The organism is Streptomyces sp. ML-6, from assembly GCF_030116705.1.
Classification (GTDB): Bacteria; Actinomycetota; Actinomycetes; order Streptomycetales; family Streptomycetaceae; genus Streptomyces.
Genome location: NZ_JAOTIK010000001.1, coordinates 6685803 through 6701694 on the forward strand (window position 1 = coordinate 6685803; position 15892 = coordinate 6701694).

A 15892-nucleotide genomic window follows, 5' to 3' on the forward strand; every position below is an offset into this window, starting at 1 on the left:
AGAGTCAGTCCTCCAGGTCGGTCATCGGAGCGCTGAGGTCGATCTCCCGTACGACGCGATCGGCGAGCAGGACGAAGTCGCCGGTCTCGGGGAGGTAGCAGCGCTCCTCGTAGCGGATGGTGATGCGGCGGACGGGTTCCTTGCCGCGGTAGGCGGGCAGATCGCCCCATCGGTAGAGCTGGCCCCCGGGCGCCTTGAGTCGACGTAGCCACCGGGGCAGGGGGCTCTTTCGAGTACCGGCGTTGAGCCGGGTGAACATGGCGGTCAGGAAGGCGACGTGCTCGGCCGAGCGTTCCTCGTCCCTGTGCGTTCGGCCGTACGTCTGCTTGAGCGTGTGCAGCTGGTCCCGGTCTCGGCCGGCCTGGACGAGCAGATCGCGAATGCGCCGGTCCCAGACGATTCCGAGGTGGCCGTGGAGTATGGGCTCGTCCGTCAGGAAGTAGCCCTCTACGCGGCCGAACTCGCGCTCGTACGGGCACATGTAGTCGTTGTAGAGACCCCTCGTCGCGCCGGAGACGGTCTCCACCTGCCAGTGGATGCGGGCGGTGAAGGGCGCGTCCCACCACCCCAGATGCCAGGGCTGCCACAGCAGGTCGGCGGTGCTGAGCAGGATCACGGTGAGCGCCACCAGCGCGGCGGGCCACCCGAAGGCCGTGTCGTACCCCGTGTCGGGGAGCAGCCCGACGACCGTCGCGAGTCCGATGTTGGCGGCGATGTTCTCCCAGAAGAGGATGCCGGAGGCGAGGGCGACGGCGAGGTTGAAGAGTGCGGTCGCCACCAGGATCGCGATCAGCAGCCGGCGGTCGAGGAAGGCAACCAGCCCGGCGGCCTCCACGACCATCGTGAGGATGTTGACGGGGCGGTCCACGACCCTCGCCCGGCGCAGGAGCTGAGACACCTTCCCGGACGGGAGGAAGCGTGCCCAGCCCCAGGAGTGCGCCGAGGCCATGAGGTAGTGCGTGCGGTTGTCCCGGGCCCACGACCAGGGATGCGGTCCCAGACGGGCCTTGCTCCAGGCCGGCTTGACGTAGTGCGACAGCGAGACGCAGCCGAGTACCAGCACCAGACCGGCCGTGGAGTCGGAGGGAGGAGGGGCGAGGACCGCGGTCACGACGAACCAGGCGAGGTACGTCTTCAGCAGGCGCACCGGCATCATCGCGTGGTGCTGCCACCCGCGCAGCCTGCCGCAGAACACGGCGATCCACGCCGACAGGGCGGCAGCCCAGACGACCGAGGCGACGGCGAGGAACAAGAGGAGCAGCTTGTCCCGACGCTGGGGACCGATGGGCAGCGTGACGTCGTAGTCGCTTGTCACGCCGCGCCAGGTCAGTAAGGCGATCACGAAGACGACGAACCAACGCAGCGGCCCGGGAAGGGGCGACGTCCGGAGCGTCAGAGGGGCGATGACCGCGACGGCCGCGCTCACGGCCAGGGGCGTGGGGTGACGGGCGAGGGCCCGTACAGCCGGGGAGACCCTGAGGCGGTAGCACGCCACGACGGCGGCTACGACCGTTGCGGTCGCCACGTACGAGGGAGCCAGGGGAGCCGACATGTCCAGCTACCCCGCGACCGGAGCGGGTATCAGCCGGTCGACCGTTGGCAGGCTCTCCAGGTACGAGGCGATCCGCTCCCGGGGGTCAGCCGAGAGGTACAGGTCCCGGTGGCGTACGACGTTGTCGCTGAGTGCCCGACCGCGCGCGAGGAATTCGAGGACAGCCCGCCGTTCGATGCGCGGGGCCGCAGTTCCCAGTCCGGCCTCCTCGGTGACCTTCGCGCACCAGTGCTGGTCGTAGGTGGGTAACGGGATGAGGTGGACCGGTTTGCCGAGGACGAGTGCCTCGCTGATCAGGTTGAAGCCGGCGTTGGAGACCACGGCCTCGGAGCGAGCCATGTCCGCGATGAACGCCTCGCGGTCGAAGGCGCGGATCTCTACACGGGCGTCGGCGTACCCGAGCAGGGACCTCAACTCCGTCGGCTGCGTGTAGATCCGCAGCGTTCGGTCCGGTACGGACTGGCGGAAGATCGAGGCCAGTTCGCGGACGGATTCCTCCGGGCCGTGGTCGAAGTAGCGGGAGAAGTAGGCCGTGACGAGGGGCTCGGTGGTGACCGGTGCCGATCTGATGAGATCGGGAATGACCGGGGCGATGAACTCGACTCTTCGGTCCTCGGCGTCCAGTGGGATGTAGGAGCAGATGAAGGACCGGTCGACGCGGGGGGCGAAGTACCGCAGTCGCTGCTCTTCGGCCGTACGGGCGTACCGGTCGACGACGGGAAGGTCCAGGTGTCGGTACTTGCTCTGTTGGTCGATGGAGATGAGCGGTCGGCCGAAGTGGTAGGCGAGGCGCGGGGTGTTGGGCTCGTAGTCGGTGATGAACACATCCGGAGCACCGCTGCTTCGGACGAGCCGACGCAGCTGGAGGTGTCGGCGGAGACCTCCGGGTACCTGGCGGATGTTCGCGCGCACGGCGTCGCGAGCGTGGATCCGGTCGTCGCGTGCGAGGAGCGTCGGCATCCATCCGTCCCAGGCGGGGAAGCCGAGGTCCTGGAAGTACGCGATCCGACCGGAGCCGTTGGTGATGATCCGAACCTGGTGCCCGCGGTCGCGGAGGTACTGGGCGATCGCGCTCTGCCGGACCGTGTGTCCCATGCCGATGCCGTTCACGCCGATGATCACGTTGAGCGGCTGTTCGTTGCCGTTTCCGGACATGAGGATTCCTTTTCTTCGGTCAGGAGAGCCGGGTGATGACGTTGCGGGTGACAGCGGAGACCTGGGGGTCTGTGGCCAGGAGTCGGGCCCAGTCGGTGGTGGCGGCGGTGAAGACCGTGCCGCCAGCTGTGAAGACGCCGAGGGTGGCGGCCCGAGGGCTGGACATCGGCTCACGGGCGGCGAAGTTCCAGTCCGGGGGGAGCTCGGCGATGCCGAGGATCTCGAAGTCCTTCGGCGTTCCGTCCTGCCCGGTGGGACGCGGCCGGCCGGCGGCGTCGTACTCGTAGGCCGCGCCATCGCATTCGTAGCCGATCAGGGCCCCGTCGTGTCCGAGAGTGTCGCCGGTATTCAGCCCCGTGCCGCAGTACACCCAGTGGCCGGCGTCCGTGACGATGAAGCCCCGGCAAGCTCGGGTGCCGTCCCAGTGACCGCCGCCGTTGCGGTAGCTCACGCCCAGGAGCGTGTTCTCCGGCTCTGACTCCCACCAGTGGTCCGGGCAGCCGTACGAGCTGTCCGGATCAGTACCGGCGGGGGCGCCGGGCGGGAACTTGTCACAGGACAACCCTGCCCCGTCCGGAGTGACGCCGACGCGCCACCAGCAGGTGTTGGCGCCGAAGTTGGCGATGTGGCCGCCGGCGTCACGGAAGGCGGTCACGTGGCGTCGGATGTCGGTGCTCCAGTATTCGTCGTGACCGGCGGAGACCAGGAGACGGTAGCCGTCACGCAGGAACAGGCCCTCGTGGAGATCCAGGTCGGTGCAGTAGTCGGCCTCGATCCAGTTCCGTTCCATCCAGGCGATGAAGTGGGCGTCCCAATGAGCGAACGTCTGCCGGGGGGACGACGGGTCGTACGCGTCCGGCAGGCCCTTCACCGGTCCGCCGACACCGCCCCCGGGACGGCGCGTCGTGATCTGGGAGGCGCTGTAGAGGCTGCCGCCGCCCGCTGTGTTGTACGCCTGGTAGGTGAACGTCGGGATCTTGTACAGGATCCTGCGGCCGGAGGGCGCGGAGGGAGTGACGACCAAGAGGATGCGCCCCTCCCTGGCATCCAGCGGCGGAGTACCGGACGCGTGCTCCGTGCCCAAGACCGCGATGTAGACGCCGGACCGCCACTCCGGGGGTACGAGAAACTCGTACGCGGGCCACCGCCAGTCGGCGTCGAAACGTCCGGAGGACGCGGCACGGCCGGGCCACTCGCTGTGTCCCGCATGCTGCGGTGTGGCTCCCCAGCGATAGAAGTCAACGTGTACGTGGGGAGCGGTGGTGGCGATGTGCAGGCGCACCACCTCGCCGGCGCGGACGCTGGGCCGGGCCGCGTATCCGTTGACCGGGATCACGCGCCCTCCCTGGGGCGGGCCACACCGGACAGGTGGAACGCGTCGATCGTCTCGACGCGGGCGTCCCAACCCAGACCATCCAGCTGGGAGGTGAGGTCTGCGGGGTCTCGGAGCACCTTCACGGCGACGTGGCGGGAACCGTCGGAGAGGGTGCGTCGCACGGTCGGTACCGGCGCCTCGTCCACCTGTTCCTCGATCTCCGCCTTCGCCGACGAGTCATCGAGGAACACCACGTGGCCGCCCGGCGCCAGCGCCCGCCGAAGCAGGTCCCAGAACGGCTCCATCTCGACCGGCGGGACATGGCTGAGCCAGAAGGCGAAGAACACCGTGTCGTACTGGCGGTCCGGTTCCCAGCCGAAGATGTCCGCTTCGATAAAACGGGTCGCGGTGCCCCGCACGCGGTCGCGGGCTCGGCGGAGCATCTCCGGTGCCGCGTCCAGCGCGGTCAGGCTGTGGGCCTGGGGGAGGAGCAACTTGGTCCACTGGCCCGTGCCGCAGGCGAGCTCCAGGACGTCACCGCTGACCGGTAGCGCGTCAAGGGCCTTCGCGAGCCGCGGCATGCTCATGCGGTCGCTGTACGTGCCGTCGTACTCGTCGGCTCGATCGCGGTAGTAGGCGATTTGCCGTTCGGACCAGTCGTCCGAACCGTGCTGTTGTGCCTTCGCTTCGGTCATCGTGTGACCACCCCTCTCGTCTGCCTGCGGAGCGGTGGAGCTCCGTGCTGAGCAGACTGCCGAGCTGCGTCGGACAGCGGGCTGCCGTGGTGTCGCACTCGCGGTGCAGCACCGCCGCTGTCCAAGGCGGCGGGTGCACCTCGCTCAGACCTGGCCGGAATGGCCGGGTGCTGCATCCGTGCTGAACTCCCGTCGCAGCGAAGGCTCTACGCCGCTGGTCAGACCGCCCTACCCTGTTATCGTCGTCGGTGTCGGTCGAAGGAGCTCAGGTGGCCACAGTGCAGCGCTGGACCGGACGGGAGGCGCGCGCTCTGCGGCTCGCGACGCGTCGGAGCGTGCGTGGCTTCGCGTCCTACCTCGGCGTCAGCGACCGGACGGTGTCCAACTGGGAGGCCCGGGGCGAGGAGATCGTCGTCGCACCGGACTCCCAGGCGCTACTCGACACGGCGTTGGAACGGAGCGACGCGGAGGTGCGGCAGCGCTTCTGGGACTCCGTCGGCGTTCCAACGCCCTCGGTCTCGCCGGCGCCGGACCACTACCTTCCGATACCCGTTCCGGAGCCCGGCTTGGTGCACAGGTCAGAAGATCTCGAAGGGCTCGTCTCCGTACTCCGGGAGGCGTCGCAGGACGACAGCGTCGCCACGGTCGCCCTGTGCGGCCCTGGTGGGTTCGGTAAGACGACGCTGGCCACCCAGGTGTGTCACGACACCCGCGTCCGGGACTCCTTCTCGGAGATCCTCTGGGTGGAGACCGGCGAGGGTTGCACGGCCGCCAGGGTCGTCGAGCTGATCTCCGACCTGTGCGTCCACCTCGACGGCAATCGCCCGTCCCTCGCGGACCCCGAGCAGGCCGGGTTCCACCTCGCGCGTCTGCTCCAAGGACGACGCGCGCTCCTCGTCGTCGACAACGTCTGGTCCGCCACCGACCTCGGCCCCTTCCTGCTCGGCGGCGAGGACTGTGTACGGCTCGTGACCACGAGGAACGTGCGCGTGAGCCCCAGCTCCGCCCGAGTCGTTCGCCTCGGGCCCATGGCCCCGGGCGAGATCCGGGAACTGCTCGTCCGCAACGTCGGAGCCCTGGACGACGCCGAGGCCGCACGCCTCGCAGGCGTGTGCGGGGGATGGCCGCTGCTCGCCTCGATCGTCGGGGCGAACGTATCGCAGGAGGTCGGCTCCGGCGCCCCGGCCGGACGCGCCGTTACGGAGACGAGCGCGACGATCCGCGCGTACGGTCCCCAGGCTTTCGACGTCTGGGACTCCGACCAGCGCAAGAACGCCATCGGGCAGGCGCTCGAGTCCAGCCTCCGCAGCCTCGCGGAGAGCGTCTCGATCGCCGGGCGTACGGACCTGCGAGACCGATACCTCTCCCTGGCCGTGTTCCCTCCGTCGGTGCCGATCCCCATGTCGGTACTCACCCACTGGTGGGGCACCGCGAACGGATGGGCTCCCCACGTGGTGCGCCAGTTCTGCCGGGTGCTGTCCGACCGGTCCCTGATCAGCGCCTACCTCGCCGACCGGAACGCCATCGTGCTGCACGACGTGTTCCGGTCCTACCTGCGCCATCTGATCGGCGATCAATGGGCGACTCTTCATCGGTCCCTGATTGAGGCGTACTGGCAGAGCACGGACGGCGCCTGGGAGACCCTGGAGGAGACCGAAGGGTATCTGTGGCGCCACCTTCCCTACCACCTGTGTGAGGCCGGCCTCGACGCCGAGCTTGTCAGCCTGCTGGCCTCGCCGACGTACATCATGCGTAAGGTCGCGCTCGTCGGACACCAGTCGCTGGCCGCGGACGCCGCCGTGCTCGACGCCCTGCCAGGGCGGCATGAGGTGGGCCATCCGCAGCACCAGGTGTGGGCGACCGCCCGTGCCCTGACCGGCGCCGGGTATCTGCTGAGCGGGCTGGAGAGCCCCGCCGATATCGCCTCGACGCTCTCGGTCGTGCTGCGCCGCGCACCCTTGCCCGAGGCCACCCGGTTCCTGGGAAACGTCGTGGGGGAGGGGACAGTGCTCGCCCCGAAGTGGCTGTTGCCCCCGGAGGAGAACCCCGCGGCGGCGGAGCGTGGTCACATCGGCGCGGTAGTCAGTGTGGCCGCCGTCCGCGACCTCGTGGCGTCGGGCGGCGAGGACGGGGTGGTCAGACTGTGGGACCTGGGCACGGGCCGACTCCTCCGAGCCCACGAGGCCCATACCGGGTGGGTGTTCGCCACCGCGCTCTCCGCGGACGGGACGGTCCTCGCCTCGGCGGGCGACGACGGAGCGATCCGGCTGTGGCGCACGGACACCGGCGAACCTGTAGGGGTGCTACCGGGGCACAATCGTCGTATCCGCAGTCTCGCCTTCTCCTCGGTCGACCGCGTCCTGGTCTCCGGTGCCGAGGACGGCGCAGTATGCGTGTGGGACCTGGAGCGCCTTGTGCTCCTGCGTACGATGCGGGCGGCCGGCACCCCCGTCTGGTCCGTGACGATCGGCGGCGACTCCGACTCGCTCGTCGCCGTGGCCGGCGAGGACGAGTTCGTCCGCCTCTTCGACCTGCGCACCGGTCGCCTCCTGGACGAACGCGCGGCACACAAGGACTGGGTCCGCTCCGTGGCCTTCGCCCCAGGCTCCTCCCTCCTGGCCTCCGGATCCGGCGACCGTTCCGTAGCCGTGTGGGACGCGACCGACGGAAAACTCACGCTCACCCGCCGGATCACCGACCTCAAGGCGCGCGTGCGCGCCGTCGCTCTGTCCCCGCACGACAATGTCCTCGTCTCCGCCACCGAGGAACCGAGGATCCAGGCGTTCTCGGCGGAGAGCCCCGTGGGCGAGACCCAGCTCCCACCAGGCGTGGACTGGGTGCGCTCACTCGCCAGAACGGGCGACGGCACCGTGATCGCCGGATGCGAGGACGGCGCTGTCCGCATCTGGACCATGGGGAAGAGCAGGCTCAGGACCCTGGCCAGCGGCTCGAACACCGTATGGTCCACACAGTTCGCGGCCGGTGGACGCATCGCCGTGGTCGGCGACGGGGCCGGCGGCGTCGGCGTCATCGACACCACGACCGCGACAGTCAGCCGGAGACTCCCGGCGGCCCACGGACGCGTCTGGTCCCTGGCCTGCGGCGAGAAACACGTTGCCGCAGCATGCGGCGACGGGGCGGTCAGGGTCTGGTCGCTGCTCGACACCGCTTGGTCGCTCACCCTGAACCAGGACACCCCGCGTACGTGGGCCGTGGCGATGGCCCGTTCGACACCTCGTGTCGCCGCGAGCACGGGCGATGGACACATCCGGTGCTGGGATCTGCCCACCGGGACGCTGCTGTGGAGCCAGGACGTGCACGCTGGTCGGCTGCGGTCGCTCTCCTTCGACGACAGCGGGGACCTCTTGGCAGCCTGCGGTGGTGACGGCTCGGTACGCGTGTGGCACGCCCCCACAGGGGAGTTCAGGAGCCGGTTCAGCAGCCCCAGCGGCTGGGCCCGCGCTGTCGCCGTGGACGGTCCGGGCAACCGGGTGGCGGTCGGGGCGGGAACCGGCGACATCGCGGTACGTCGCCTGGGGGCGGACCGGTTCACCTCCCACCTCTCCGGCCACACGGGCCGCATCCTCATGCTGGGCTTCATGAGCGACGAGGACCGCCTTGTGTCCGCTGCGGCGGACGGGACGGTGCGCGTGTGGTCGCTCGGCGAGCAGCGGCAGATCGCCAAGGTCCGGGTGGACGCCTCACTGCACTGCGCGGCCTTCGAACCCACGACGGGCGAGGTGCTGGTGGGGAGTGCGGCCGGCGTCGTAGCCCTGGGGATCATTGACACATGAGCGAGAAGTGAAGGGCTTGGAGACCATGACAGAGAAGACCTCCCGCGCCTCGGGCGAAGAGGCCGTTCGCGACGCCGGCCCCATCGGTGCCCCGGTCATCCTGAGCAACGAGTCCGGCTCGTTCGCCTGGGGTGTGCTGGCCAAGCGCCACCCTGCCCTCATTCAGCAGGTACGAGATGCCTTCCCGTACGGCCGCCGACAGCACGAGGCCCTCGACGCCCTGCTGGAGGAGATCACCAACAGTGTGGTCGAGCCGCTCGCCCCTGCGGAACACGACCACGAGCGCTGGGCGGACTGGGGGCAGGAGCACTTCGGACGCTTGTGGTACGACGCCCCGTTCCTGTGGGCGGAGAGCTACTTCTACCGCAGGCTCCTCGCTGCCATCGAGTACTTCGGCACCGGCCCATGGCAGGGAGTTGATCCGTTCGCGCCGTTCAAGCAGGCCGAACTGCGCGGTGACGCGGTGGAAGAGGAGCTGCGAGCTCTCGACGCGCTTGCGGACGCGCCGACCGAGGAGCGGGCCACGGCCCTGCTCCACGCCTCGCTCTGGGGCAACCGCGCGGATCTCGGCTTCCGCGTTGCGGCGGGGGAGCCGGCGGTCGGTGACGCCGCTGCCTCCACGCTGGTGGCCGATGACAGCGCGGTGCTGTGGCAGCTCCTGCCCGCCGGAGCGTCCTCCACCGTCGCCGTGGTGGCGGACAACGCGGGACGAGAGCTCATCCCGGATCTGATCCTCATCGACCACCTCCTCGAACATCGGCACGCCGAACGGGTCGTGCTCCACGTCAAGCCTTACCCCTACTACGTCTCCGACGCGATGACGGCTGACGTCGTCGACTGCCTCCGTCGCCTCACCGAGGCGCCCGGCGAAGCCGGCCGGATCGGCGGCCGACTCTGGAAGGCCATGGCGGCAGGAAGCCTGGAGGTCCGCACCCACCCGTTCTTCTGCGCTCCGCTGCCGTACGAGGGGATGCCCGAGGACCTTCGCGGCGAGTTCCAGAGCGCCACGCTCACCATCCTGAAGGGCGACCTCAACTACCGTCGCCTGGTGGGTGACCAGCTGTGGGATGCCACGGTGCCCTTCGCCGATCTCACTGCCTACTTCCCGGGAGCCGTCGCGGCGCTCCGGACCCTGAAGTCCGACGTCATCGTCGGCCTGGAGCAGGGAACGCTGGACGCCCTCGAACGGTCCGGGGCTGCCTGGCGTACAAGCGGAACTCACGCGCTGATTCAGGTGAGAAGGTAGAGCCAAGGCGGAGTGAGCTCCGGCGCATCAGGTCTCATACCTGGAATGGTCGGCTACGTCAGCTCGTCTGCTTCACACTGACGCCACTGCCACGCGGGGCAGCCCGGGCAGACAGCGAACCGGGCGGCAACGGCGAAGCCTGGCTGGACCGGATCGAAGACCGCCACGGCAACTGGTGGGGCGTGGAGCGTACCGAAAACGGCACCCCGCTCGCCCTGACTGCTCTGCGGGCCGCCGGGTGACCGTCGCGGTGAACGACGGCCGAGTCACGGCTCTGTCCCTGGTGGGAGCGGGGAAGAACGGGGCGGACCTGCATCTGATGCGCTACGGCTACGAGGATGGAAACCTCATCGCCGTCGTCAAACCGTCCGGTGCCACCACCACCTTCGTCTACGACGACCGCGACCGCGTCATCGCCGAAGGCGGTCAGGCCGGCCACATCCAGATCATCCTCGCCTACACCGAACCCGACCCGGAGACCGGTCTTCGCACCACCAGCCTCACCACGGCCGGCGGACACACGACCCAGCACCGGATCGATCGTCACTGCCGGGTGGTGTCCACCATCGATCCGCTCGGCCACACCACCCGCCTCACCCACGACGCCCGCGGCAACACCCTGACCCACACCGATCCTCTGGGGCGCACCACCTCCTTCACCCACGACGAGGACGGCCGCCTGCTCGGCGTCACCCGCCCCGACGGGAGCGAACTGCGTACCGTGCGCAACCCGTTGGGATTGTCCACGGAGTTCCACGGCCCGGACGGCGCCCGCTGGCTCCAGGAATTCGACGAACACGGAAACCGCACCGCGGTCACCGACCCGGCCGGGGCCACCACCCGGTACGCCTATGACGACCGGGGCAGGCTGACCACCGTCACCGACGCCCTCGGCGCCACCACCACCGTGCACTGCGACGCCGCAGGGTTGCCGGTGGCAGTGACCGACCCGGCCGGCGGCACCACCCGCCTGGAACGCGACGCCCTGGGCCGGATCGGGCGTACCACCGACCCGGTGGGCAACGTCACCCGGTTCACCCTGGACGAGGACGGCAACCTCGCCCGCCGTGTCGCCCCGGACGGCGCCACCGAGTCGTGGACGTACGACGGCGAAGGGAACCCCCTCACCCATACCGGCCTGGCCGACGGCATATCCCGCTTCGACTACACGCACTTCGACCTGCTCACCACCCGCACCGAGCCCGACGGCACCCGCCACACGTTCGAACACGACGCGGACCTGCGGCTGACCCGGGTCACCGGCCCGCACGGCACCTGGTCCTACACGTACGACGCCGCCGGCCGACTCACCTCCGAGACGGACTTCGACGGCCGCACCCTCACCTACCACTACGACCCCGCCGGGCAGCTCACCGCCCGGTCCGACGCACTCGGCCAGACCGTGTCCTACACCTACGACCAACTCGGCCAAGCCGTCCGCAAGGACGTAGCGGGCAAGGTGACCACCTACGCGTACGACCGGGCCGGACGTCTGCTGCACGCGGCCGGACCGGACAGCGAGATCCTCTACGCCTACGACCGGCGTGGCCGGACCAAGACCGAAATCGTCGACGGCCGCGCCATGAACTACGCCTACGACACCCTGGGCCGCCGGGCCCGCCGCATCACCCCCACCGGCGCGATCACCGAGTACGGCTACGACGCCGCCGGCCGTGCCGCCCGGATGACCAGCGGAGGCCGCGAGATCGCCTTCACCCACGACGCGGCCGGCCGGGAACTCGAGCGCGTCTTCGGCGGAACCCTCACCCCAGCCTCTGCCTGGGACGAGGCCGGAAGGATCTGCGCCCAGCACCTGATGATCGGGGGCCGTTCCCTCAACCACCGTCACTACGCGCACCGCGCCGACGGCCACCTCACCTCCATAACCGGCGACCTTTCAGGCTCCCGCACCCTCGATCTGGACGCCGCCGGCCGGGTCACCGCCGTCCACGCAGAAGGGTGGACCGAGCACTACGCCTACGACGCCGCCGGCAACCAGACGGTGGCCTCCTGGCCAGACTCCCACCCCGACCACGACGCCACCGGCCCCCGCTCCTACACCGGAACCTCCCCCACCAGGGCCGGCAACGTCCGCTTCGAACACGACGCCCTCGGCCGCGTGACCCTACGCCAGAAAACCCGCCTGTCACGCAAGCCCGACACCTGGCGCTATGAGTGGGACGCGGAGGACCGCCTCGCCGCCGTGGTCACCCCCGACGGCACCCGCTGGCGCTATCTCTACGACCCCCTGGGCCGCCGCACCGCAAAGCAGCGCCTCTCCGACGACGGCGAGAAGGTCGCAGAAGAGGTCCGCTTCTCCTGGGACGGCACGACCCTGTGCGAACAGACGGTCCACACACCGGATCTCTCACATGGGGTCGCCCTCACCTGGGACCACCGCGGCCTGGTGCCGCTGTCCCAGACGGAACGCCTCCTCACCCCGGACAGCCGTCAGGAGGAGATCGACCGCCGGTTCTTCGCCATGGCCACCGACCTCGTGGGAACGCCCACCGAACTGGTCGACGAGTCCGGCGATATCGCCTGGCGCGCCAGGAGCACCCTCTGGGGCACCACCGCCTGGGCCCGTTCCAGCACGGCCTACACTCCGCTGCGTTTCCCCGGCCAGTACTACGACCCGGAGACCGGGCTCCACTACAACCTCTTCCGCCACTACAACCCGGAGACCGGTCGCTACACCTCCCCGGACCCCCTCGGCCTCGGCCCCGCGCCGAACCCGGTTGCCTATGTGCACAACCCGTTCACCGTCTGCGACCCCCTCGGCCTGTCGCCGTACTCGCAGTTCAAAGGTCTGGGCTGGCTGACGGACAAGCTGCTCGGCCGCCCGTCGTACCGGTACCAGCGGCTCGTCACCGACCAGAGCTACGAGCAGCAGTGGATCCTGCCGGACGGCAGGGAAGTCCACCTCGACGGCGGGCCGCGGGACGGCTGGATCACAGAGGCCAAGTGGACCGGAGGTGACAACCTTTCCGAATGGGAGAAGTCTCCATACAACCCCAACTTCAAGCATTACAACGAGGGCCGGATCATCGCCCAGGCCGACAAGCTGCTCGCCCTCAACGAGGATCTCGGAGGCAAGGGCGTCCGCTCCATGGTGCCCAATGAATGGGTGCCATGCATGTGAACGAAGTGCTGTCCAAGGCCTTCCCCGAGGCCTATGCCCGCGGGCAGTTGAAGGCGTATCACGTGCCCGGCAACGGCATGAGTGGAATGGGTTCATGGCTGAAGTGATCGCAATGCTGGAAGAGCTCAGGGGGATCGTGCCGCTGACCGCGGAGGGCGCAGCGGCGCGGTTCTCGGCCCAGGAGTGGACGCCCGGGGGCAAGCTTCGCAACGGCGTGGAGACGTCCTGGGACAAGGGCGACGTCGGGGGCTGGATCCAGGTGTTCAGCAGTGGGGCGGTCAGTGTCAAGTTCTACGTCTGGATCCGCGACGTCGACGAGTCGGGCTACTTCGACGACGTGGAGGCCGTCTACGAGGAGGGGGAGCAGGCGCTGGCCCGCTTCCTGCCCGAGATCGAGGAGTCCTCTCTCGCCGGTCACCTCGTCGAGGCCGAGCAGACGGAGGCGGACAGGGACGAGTTCATCGCGCTGAAGAAGTGGACCCTCGACGGCCGGATCCTGACCGCTGGTGTGATCCAGCAGGACGCCGATCTTCCGGTGATGGTCGTGGTGGCGCTGGAGGAGCCCGGCGCCGCCTGACTCAGCCCGTACGCCAGGGCACCCACGTCTCCATCCGGGGCTGGGCGCGCCTTGGCGTACGTGAAGGGAGACGGCGTCCAAAGACGAGCCGTACGGCGCCTTCGAGGTCTGTCCAGAAGGCGGACCACCACTGCTCGTGCGGTCGTGAGTTCCTCAGGCGCATTGCTCCTGCTCAGCAGCGATTGCTGTGCTTGGGCGGCTCTCCCTGGAAGTCGCACCCGGAGCACTCGTCCTCACCCTGGATATGGGCCTCGTACCAGCCATGGACCGCCGTGTGCGAGATCGTCTTCTCCGCCAAGGCTTCGCAGTTGCGGACCGAAGCGATGGTTTGGCGGCCACTACCCTGAGCGCAGCGTTGTCGGGTGAGGGGAACAGCGGGGACGGCATCGGCGAATCGGACGTCATGGCCGCGGCTTACGTGCGGGTGCCGGTCAGCCGGACGGAGTGGTCGCCTGTTGGGAGGAGCCATGCAGGTCGCTGCGGAACCCTCGGCCGACCGGCTTCCACCCCTGGAACGTGGCCGGCCTCCAGCGGGGCCGGTCCGGCACGCTGTCGTCGTCGGGCGCGGGCAGGCTGCCCCGGCTCTTTCAGCTGCGGGCCGCGCCGATGCTGATGCGCAGGTGCGCGGCGACCTCGGTGTAGCCCCAGAGCTGCTGGTCGTCGGCCATCGTGTCCTCCTCGTTGTCGGAGACGAGCGGGCGCAACACGTGGGTGGGCGCACGGCAAGGCCGCCCCTGCCTGATCGGCGCGAGGCGGCCTTCTGTGGTTTCCCGGTCAGACCCCGGAGAGGTGATTCGAGAGGTCGAGGGCGTCGGTTGCGAACGCGAGGGCGGCGCACAGGCCGATTACCTCATGGACGGTCACGGACTAGGCGCGGCCAGTCGTCCGAGGCAGCGGGCCAGGAGGCGGGATGCACCTCGGTGGTGGCCAGGCCCAGGTGGGGGACCCCCCTGGGGAGCGTTGTTCCGCAATACATCGTGCGGTGTCGCGTACGCGCACGGGGAGGCCGACTGCAACGGGCACTACGGCATCCGCGAGCTATGTGACATCTGCCCGCCCGCACAGCTCGCGAAGTGCCAGGCCGCCTGGAACCGGCCGGACCTGAAAACCGTCACGCAGGAGGCGCGCGGGCTCGGCGCGATCGGTGAGGTCGAGGTCAATGACCGTGCCATCGTCGTTGAAGGACTGGACGAACCGCCGCGCTATTACCCTCCAGCACGGCTTCGGCTATCAGTGCCACGACCGAGCCAAACCCCACCACTGCCGCCGGCACGGCCGAGCCGACATCGGCTGGACGGTGGAGAACGGAAACCCGGCCCCGTGAACTTCTCCTCCTGGCCCACATTGCTCGTTGTCGATGATGCTTGGGGAGGGCGCGGTCACGTTCTCCGGGGACCCGCGGGGAGGACCGGAAGGCGGCGGGTGGGCAGGCTGTGGGGAAGCGCGGCTCCTTCCGGTGGGGCCGGAGGGGGCCGCATCCGGCCGGGGCCGGGGCCGTACCGTGCGTCATGCGCGCGGGACGGCCCCTCCCCTGTTGACCCGGCCGGTCACAGCGGGAACCCGGTCGGGGCCGGGCCCCGGCTCATGCGATCGCGCCGAGCGGCGCGAACCGGACGAGGAGGCTCCTGCCGGGCCCGTCGCAGGCGCGTTCCGGCTCCGGGCCGCCGGGCGCGTCCGGGTGGCACGGCGCGTACGCCGCCTCGCGCCGCGTCCCGGCCCGGCACGCCGGCCGGACCTCCGCACCTGCTGCACCCATCCGTCCGCACCACCCGTCGTCGCGTCGGCGGAGCCGCCCGTCGCGGGAACTCCGCAGAGGTAACGACGGCGGCCGAGCGGTCGGTCACGGCACCGGAGTGCGTGATCGGATGTTCGAGGACCCGGCACCCGGGGCGCCGCGCCGGGCCGGGCGGCGGTGTGTCCACGGGGTGCGGGGCCGGCCGGGGAACCGGCCCGGGGGAGGGTGCTCCCGGTCAGTTCCGCGAGTTGCCGAAGAGGAGGCGGTAACCGATGAGCAGGACGAGGGAGCCGCCTATCGCCGCTCCCCAGGTGGTCAGGTCGAAGAACTCCTTCTCCACCGGCCGGTCGAAGAAGTGGGCCGAGAGCCAGCCGCCGACGAAGGCACCGGCGACGCCGATGAGGGTGGTGCCGATCAGGCCGCCGGGATCGCGGCCGGGAAGCAGGATCTTGGCGATGACTCCGGCGACGAGGCCGAGGATGATCCAGCTGATGATGCCCACGTTCGTCATTCCCCTCATCGGGCCGCACCGGGGCGGGAACGGCCCCGGCCGGCGAGTGCATTGCATGGTTGCGCAACTGTACGGACGATGGTGAGGACGCGGGGCGGGCGGGGGTGGTTGCTCCGCGCCCGCCCCGCGTCCCCGTGCGGCCGGACGGCAGCCGTCGGGCACTGCCTAGA

At 69.7% G+C, this 15892-nt stretch carries 10 protein-coding genes and 1 pseudogene; 5 read left to right on the forward strand and 6 right to left on the reverse strand.

What is annotated here, in order from left to right; translation table 11 throughout:
- Positions 1–4: 4 nt before the first annotated feature.
- Genes OCT49_RS29455 through OCT49_RS29470 form a run of 4 tightly spaced genes read right to left on the reverse strand, consistent with a single transcriptional unit; the run spans position 5 to position 4717 of the window.
- Positions 5–1552, reverse strand: coding sequence for a hypothetical protein (locus OCT49_RS29455; protein WP_283854830.1), 1548 nt, complete (start codon positions 1550–1552; stop codon positions 5–7).
- 6 nt (positions 1553–1558) lie between these two features.
- On the reverse strand, positions 1559–2707 hold the full coding sequence (locus OCT49_RS29460) for a glycosyltransferase family protein (protein ID WP_283854831.1): 1149 nt from the start codon (positions 2705–2707) through the stop codon (positions 1559–1561).
- Between the two features lie 19 nt (positions 2708–2726).
- Entirely contained in the window at positions 2727–4043 is a 1317-nt protein-coding gene (locus OCT49_RS29465) for a N,N-dimethylformamidase beta subunit family domain-containing protein (protein WP_283854832.1), read from the reverse strand.
- Complete coding sequence (locus tag OCT49_RS29470) at positions 4040–4717, reverse strand: class I SAM-dependent methyltransferase (RefSeq protein ID WP_283854833.1); 678 nt, start codon at positions 4715–4717, stop codon at positions 4040–4042. The genes OCT49_RS29465 and OCT49_RS29470 overlap by 4 nt, the downstream gene beginning before the upstream one ends.
- A gap of 269 nt (positions 4718–4986) precedes the next feature.
- Between OCT49_RS29470 and OCT49_RS29475 the strand changes: the two genes are divergently transcribed.
- The 5 genes and pseudogenes from OCT49_RS29475 (at position 4987) to OCT49_RS29495 (ending at position 14800) form a co-directional block, all read left to right on the forward strand.
- Positions 4987–8511 (forward strand): NB-ARC domain-containing protein, encoded by a 3525-nt coding sequence (locus OCT49_RS29475; protein ID WP_283854834.1) that lies wholly within the window; start codon positions 4987–4989, stop codon positions 8509–8511.
- Between the two features lie 25 nt (positions 8512–8536).
- On the forward strand, positions 8537–9757 hold the full coding sequence (locus OCT49_RS29480; protein WP_283854835.1) for a damage-control phosphatase ARMT1 family protein: 1221 nt from the start codon (positions 8537–8539) through the stop codon (positions 9755–9757).
- Between the two features lie 98 nt (positions 9758–9855).
- Positions 9856–12551: pseudogene (locus OCT49_RS29485) on the forward strand (RHS repeat-associated core domain-containing protein); the annotation flags it as partial.
- A gap of 442 nt (positions 12552–12993) precedes the next feature.
- Positions 12994–13476 (forward strand): hypothetical protein, encoded by a 483-nt coding sequence (locus OCT49_RS29490; RefSeq protein ID WP_283854836.1) that lies wholly within the window; start codon positions 12994–12996, stop codon positions 13474–13476.
- A gap of 1159 nt (positions 13477–14635) precedes the next feature.
- On the forward strand, positions 14636–14800 hold the full coding sequence (locus OCT49_RS29495; RefSeq protein ID WP_283854837.1) for a hypothetical protein: 165 nt from the start codon (positions 14636–14638) through the stop codon (positions 14798–14800).
- A 258-nt stretch (positions 14801–15058) separates the two neighbouring features.
- Here OCT49_RS29495 and OCT49_RS29500 read toward each other — a convergent pair whose 3' ends face one another.
- On the reverse strand, positions 15059–15232 hold the full coding sequence (locus OCT49_RS29500) for a hypothetical protein (protein WP_283854838.1): 174 nt from the start codon (positions 15230–15232) through the stop codon (positions 15059–15061).
- A 214-nt stretch (positions 15233–15446) separates the two neighbouring features.
- Positions 15447–15713, reverse strand: a complete 267-nt coding sequence (locus tag OCT49_RS29505) for a GlsB/YeaQ/YmgE family stress response membrane protein (RefSeq protein ID WP_283855987.1) — start codon at positions 15711–15713, stop codon at positions 15447–15449.
- Positions 15714–15892: the final 179 nt, after the last annotated feature.

Coding starts and splice junctions, on each gene's coding strand:
- OCT49_RS29455 (WP_283854830.1), bottom strand. CDS start 1,552: ATGTCGGCTCCCCTGGCTCCCTCGTACGTGGCGACCGCAACGGTCGTA.
- OCT49_RS29460 (WP_283854831.1), bottom strand. CDS start 2,707: ATGTCCGGAAACGGCAACGAACAGCCGCTCAACGTGATCATCGGCGTG.
- OCT49_RS29470 (WP_283854833.1), bottom strand. CDS start 4,717: ATGACCGAAGCGAAGGCACAACAGCACGGTTCGGACGACTGGTCCGAA.
- OCT49_RS29480 (WP_283854835.1), top strand. CDS start 8,537: ATGACAGAGAAGACCTCCCGCGCCTCGGGCGAAGAGGCCGTTCGCGAC.
- OCT49_RS29490 (WP_283854836.1), top strand. CDS start 12,994: ATGGCTGAAGTGATCGCAATGCTGGAAGAGCTCAGGGGGATCGTGCCG.
- OCT49_RS29495 (WP_283854837.1), top strand. CDS start 14,636: ATGACCGTGCCATCGTCGTTGAAGGACTGGACGAACCGCCGCGCTATT.
- OCT49_RS29500 (WP_283854838.1), bottom strand. CDS start 15,232: ATGGGTGCAGCAGGTGCGGAGGTCCGGCCGGCGTGCCGGGCCGGGACG.